9 protein-coding genes are annotated in these 4,726 nt (G+C 52.7%); 1 reads left to right on the forward strand and 8 read right to left on the reverse strand.

Annotated elements, in window-relative coordinates:
- Nucleotides 1–355, forward strand: a 355-nt coding sequence (locus C7B82_RS33055) for a hypothetical protein (protein ID WP_219904115.1), incomplete at its 5' end; no start/stop codon positions are given.
- A gap of 253 nt (nt 356–608) precedes the next feature.
- Here the strand turns inward: C7B82_RS33055 and C7B82_RS31375 are convergent.
- The 8 genes from C7B82_RS31375 to C7B82_RS07430 all read right to left on the reverse strand — a co-directional run bounded on the left by C7B82_RS31375 (nt 609) and on the right by C7B82_RS07430 (nt 4,501).
- On the reverse strand, nt 609–1,115 hold the full coding sequence (locus C7B82_RS31375; protein ID WP_245939779.1) for an IS5 family transposase: 507 nt from the start codon (nt 1,113–1,115) through the stop codon (nt 609–611).
- 138 nt (nt 1,116–1,253) lie between these two features.
- Nucleotides 1,254–1,403: a hypothetical protein gene (locus C7B82_RS32025; protein WP_181357387.1), complete on the reverse strand. Its 150-nt coding sequence runs from the start codon at nt 1,401–1,403 to the stop codon at nt 1,254–1,256.
- Nucleotides 1,404–1,451: 48 nt separating this feature from the next.
- Entirely contained in the window at nt 1,452–1,847 is a 396-nt protein-coding gene (locus C7B82_RS07405) for a hypothetical protein (protein WP_146141081.1), read from the reverse strand.
- Between the two features lie 32 nt (nt 1,848–1,879).
- The gene (locus C7B82_RS07410; protein ID WP_181357388.1) at nt 1,880–2,416 is read right to left on the reverse strand and encodes a hypothetical protein; all 537 of its coding nucleotides are present in this window, start codon (nt 2,414–2,416) and stop codon (nt 1,880–1,882) included.
- Nucleotides 2,331–2,822: a hypothetical protein gene (locus tag C7B82_RS07415; protein WP_106255668.1), complete on the reverse strand. Its 492-nt coding sequence runs from the start codon at nt 2,820–2,822 to the stop codon at nt 2,331–2,333. Before C7B82_RS07415 ends, C7B82_RS07410 begins: the two co-directional genes overlap by 86 nt.
- Nucleotides 2,823–2,894: 72 nt before the next feature.
- The gene (locus tag C7B82_RS07420; RefSeq protein ID WP_106255669.1) at nt 2,895–3,599 is read right to left on the reverse strand and encodes a hypothetical protein; all 705 of its coding nucleotides are present in this window, start codon (nt 3,597–3,599) and stop codon (nt 2,895–2,897) included.
- 67 nt (nt 3,600–3,666) lie between these two features.
- Entirely contained in the window at nt 3,667–4,209 is a 543-nt protein-coding gene (locus C7B82_RS07425; RefSeq protein ID WP_146141082.1) for a hypothetical protein, read from the reverse strand.
- Between the two features lie 58 nt (nt 4,210–4,267).
- Entirely contained in the window at nt 4,268–4,501 is a 234-nt protein-coding gene (locus C7B82_RS07430; RefSeq protein WP_106255671.1) for a hypothetical protein, read from the reverse strand.
- Nucleotides 4,502–4,726 lie beyond the last annotated feature (225 nt).

Below are 4,726 nucleotides of genomic sequence, written 5' to 3' on the forward strand. Positions count from 1 at the left end.
CGCAATCCAGAATTACCAAAATGGGATATCCTTATTCAACCTGCTAGCGGGTAAATTCATTCCTAGAAATCTCCTAACGAGGTCATTGTCGTTGACCAGGTTTACTATTTGGCTTTGCAGTGTGAGTGCCATGCGCGGCTCCTTTGTGGTTTTTCCTGGGCGAAAGCGGGTGAAGGTGGAGGTAAGGGGAGTGGTTTCGACCCTCAGTCGTCCCCTCCGCTTTATAGTACAATTGCACTTACCGCCAACGCTTCTGTCCACACTCCATGCTTACCAACTACCCACTGCGACTCCCGCTCCTCTTAACGGCAGCTACCGTGCTGGTGGCGCTCCCTGCCTGGGCGTTCCGACTTAATCCGGCTGACAAAACTTTTTACTACCCACTCCCGGAAGTCGTACCGTTTTTGTACAGTGCCAAATTAAATGACATCGAGACAAATTCGTGTCGCTGAGCAAACCCCTCTCTGTTGCAGGGTTGCAGAGAGAGTGCGCTCAGCAGCCTAGCAGCAGGCCAGCAGGATGACCAAGCTGGCTTGAGGCGGAGAAGCAAGCCAGATCTAGCCTTGCTCCTTTAACGACACGAATTTGTCTTCACGACAAATAAAAAGTCACTGTACAGTGAGCCTCTCAACCAAGCCCGCATCATCTGAAACACTGGCTTTGGTGCAGTGAGTGAAGAAGGGAAAGCCAAGCGTATCAACGGCTAAATGTCTTTTAATCCCATTGGTGGCTCTGTCGAAACAAAAGCCCTTCGAGTCCACACTGGCGTTGCAGGTATTTTTCACGGCTTGCGAGTCCATGATGATTAACGTCGTCCACTGGGGCTTTTTTTTGACCTGTTTACGCACCTGTCCAGGCAAGACCCCCATCAGTGGCTCGATGACCCCGGCTTCCCGCCACTGCTTGTAGTGCCAATAGACGGTTGAGTAGGGCGGTAAGTCTTTGGGCAAGTCTGCCCAATGGCAACCGTTCTTGAGTGGATAGAGGATGCCATCAAGGATCGCTCGTTTAGTCCAATGGCAAGGGCGTGTCCGCTGCTTCTGCGGTAATAGCTGCGGCAACAGCGGTTCAAGCATGGCCCATTCAGCATCGCTGAGACTACTGGAATAAGCCATAGAAACTAGATTAGAGCGTTGTAGGTGCCTTCATTCACCATTATAAAAGATGTCAAATTGGTTCTATAAAGCAACAGGTCTATTGTCCATAGCCTCTCCAGCGCTCAAAAATGTGTTTGTGTTGCCATGCTGTGACCATTAGGCCCCTCCCGCATAAATGAGCCCCAGGTTTGCCTGTACGAGGCTAGTGACGATCAGTATGAACACAATGCCAAGAATATTTCCAGGAGCAAGCTGACTACGGTACGTTGTGGCATGGGAGCGCACGAGAAACGACACTCTGGCCATGAGAAAAGGAGGGTGAGGAGGGGTGAGGAGGGTTCTAGGGTGTGGCGTTTACAGCCAAACTTCTTCAGTCCAAAGCGCTGCCACAACAACCGACAGCTTCTTGTAGCGTGGACTAGGAATACAGGGTTCCAGCTTGCCGTACACAAGCTTGAACTCAGCACCCGGTGTCTTGATGTACACGGAGCCCTTACGTTCTTCGGCACTGCACCCTGGAAAGTCTTGGCTGAGCCGTTCCCGCAACCGTTCCAACTTTGTGCCTGAGCCCTTCAGCCCCCACTCTGGCGAAGAGAAAGAGGCATAACCCGCATCCCACTTGACTACTGGGAACAGCCCCTCGCGATCGCGCATGGGACGATACTCGATGACCGTGCCAAACCGTTCGGAGTCAAGCCCCGGAAAGTCCACGACACGGGAGCCAGGGGGGTAGCGTAAAGACAAGTCCATCGTCAGACCTCCCGCTAAACGGTTGTAGCCATTCAACTGCCTCCGGGCAACGTCTTGCCGCAGTCCAGCCAATACAGAAACCGCTTGGTTGCCTGGACTGCGAGTCTCGATTGCTCTACGAGTTCATCATCAATGGCTGGTTGAGCCTCGGCAGTCACAACATGCCGATCGAGTCTTCGCATGATGGAGAACTCATACACCAGCAGGACTCTTAGGACGCCAGCCGGAAGCAGTTTGCGACTATTGGGCGGTAGTCTATACGACTCGTAGAACAAGCGTGCAGACTCATGCCCGAAGCCGTGCCGATAGATATTAGCAGTGATCTTGATATACGCCTGCTGCGAACCGTTGCAGCGCTTGATCGTCGCCGTGAGCGCATCCCGCATGTCCAACCGCTCAGTATGCAGGGTGGTCGGGTCAGCCAGCACAGCGTCCAGGTGCGTGAGGTCGGTTGACGGCTGCTTGCCCTTCCGTTTGCCCTTTTTAGGCGGCGGGCTGGAGGGTACGTCCGGTAGCAGGTTCAGCTGCTCGTCCGAGTCCGAGTCGGAGGGCGGTGGTGTGGCACTCATGGGCGAAAGCTTGCAGCGTCGATACAGAAGTACTATAACCTGAAGTACCACGCTGCGCGATATCGTTTAGCCCTTCCCGCAGACAATCTAGGCCATAGGGAAACATGAGGAATTGCTCGACCAATAAGGGACGCAGATCCGCAAACCCTTCTTGCTCTGGGTAAGTCAGGAAGTGCAAGAGGATGAGGGTTCTCGCATCGTCATTGTGGTCGTACAGCAGCTTTGCCAGCAGGGACGTAAAGGCTTTTTCCCAGGTCTGCTTACGGCGTAAGTCCCCGTAGCTTCTCACTTCCTGCTTAAACACCTGGTCATGCACAGGCGTACTGATCTGGACAAACGCACCTTCTACTGTGTACAGCGTCTGCCAAGTCTCGTAGGCTTTCTGTTTCAGTGCTGCCAGTTTCATTGTACCAGGCTCGTGAATGCCCCTATTCTACAACAGCCCTTTAGTAATGAACACCGTTCATTCGGGTGCTGGTCAGGTCGGTCTACGCTGTACCATCCGTTTGAGCAGCTTCAGAATCGCGACACTCTCAAAGCGTTCCGAGAACTCTTGCGAATACTGCACTGCTAGTACCGGACGCTCACTGTCAAGTTCAGAGACGATTGCCTTCACAAACGTCCAGTTGTCCGCGATTGTATAGCAACCAAAAAGCTGCTGCGTCTCCTGTGCCTGTGCTGCCTGGTTGATTTGCGCTGCTGCTAAGAGTTGACCATAGAGCTGGGGAATCGGGTCTTCACCTCCCAGACCGCGTTTTGCTTCAACCATGACCAGGTAAGGTGCTACCATCCGTCCTGCCAAGGTTTTGCCCAGGACGCCATCGGCAACGCCGCTCACCTGAAAGGTAGGGTACTCAGCCGCCAGTGGGACTTCAGACCAGGCACGAATGTCCCCTTGTTCTGCCAGTAGTAACAGTGGATAGATGGCACGTGACCAGATCGTGGCTTCGTTGAGTAAGTGGGTGGGTTCATGAGTCAGCTTGCTCTGCATGAACCTGAGCTGGGTTGCTTCGTCTGAGCTTAACTCCACGTCCTCTACCGCTAGCCATGGGTACTCACTGACCCCTTCCTCTTGGAGTTGCACCACCTGTTTGATATCCGCCAAGGCGAGCTTTCCCATTGTGAGCTGCTTGAGCTTATGGGGCAGCACCTCTAACGGCATGAGTGGGTTGAGGTCAGTCATGGCTTTGCTTCGGCGAGTTTGTTGACCACTGCCTGGTGTGCTTCTGAGGCTCAGAGGGGACTGGTAACTATGCGGCACTGGCGGTCAGCAGTGGCAGGGAATCTGCCATCGCGCTGCTAAAAGCTTGCTCTAGCTCTAGCCGTTTAGCGACCTGGTAGCCGAGCTGGAGGAAGTTGAGTATGGCTGGTTTGGTGGTAGCAAAAAGCCCATTCTTCAGCACTGACTGCAAACCAGAGACGATACACTCCATGCCACCCTTCAGCTGTAAGAACTGTTCCAGAATTTGGGGCACATATTCGTTATACCCGTACTGCTCAGGAAACTCAATGAAGTTATGTTCGATAAGGAAGTGGCGCTCGTCGAAGTGGTCATACATCGATTTGGCCTCAATGGTGGCAAAAGCCGCTTCCCAAGTAGCCTTCCGTCTTAAGTCACCAAAGCGGTCACGAATAACAGATTTAAACGCTAAGTCGGTTGTAGCAGTCTGAACAGGCGTTTCTGGGTCATCGATCAAGTAATCAATGAGCCAGGTCTGATAGGTTCTCTCTTTCAGTGCTGCCAGTTTCATACAGTTGCCTTCAACCGCTGACTTAATTGTACCAAGCTTCACGAAATTACGAGTTTAAGGGATAGTCATCAGGTCATCAGGGTTTAGTAGCGTGGGGCGATCAATCTTGTTCCGGGGTAGTGGCTTGGGGCTTTGTGCCGATGTACTTCTTATAGGCCGCGATCCAGTTGTTGGCGATCGCGGTGTCTGCCCGTTGGACAGTGATAGCGTGGCTACAGACGAGCTTGTGCAGCTGGTTCTCCAAGCGGTCTTTCACGGCAGCACTCCACTGTACCCGTTGGGTTTGGGGGAATGGTTTCCCAGTGGGTTCAACAATGCCTACTGCTACCAGCATCACCAGTATCCCCGTGTTCTTGGCATAATCTTTGACATAGACGACGCCCGCTACTGGCAGGTTAGGGATGCCCTTAGTTGCCGTGGCAACGTGACAATTATCCGTGATGTCGATTAAATCGATACGGACGTGACCAGTCTGGACTCTAAGGATCGTGGATTTATTAAGATGTAATTCTACATCTGTCTCTGTAAGCTAGAAAGAGATGAGTCACGCGTGAAATGA

The sequence above is a fragment of the Stenomitos frigidus ULC18 genome, from assembly GCF_003003795.1.
Classification (GTDB): Bacteria; Cyanobacteriota; Cyanobacteriia; order Leptolyngbyales; family Leptolyngbyaceae; genus Stenomitos; species Stenomitos frigidus_A.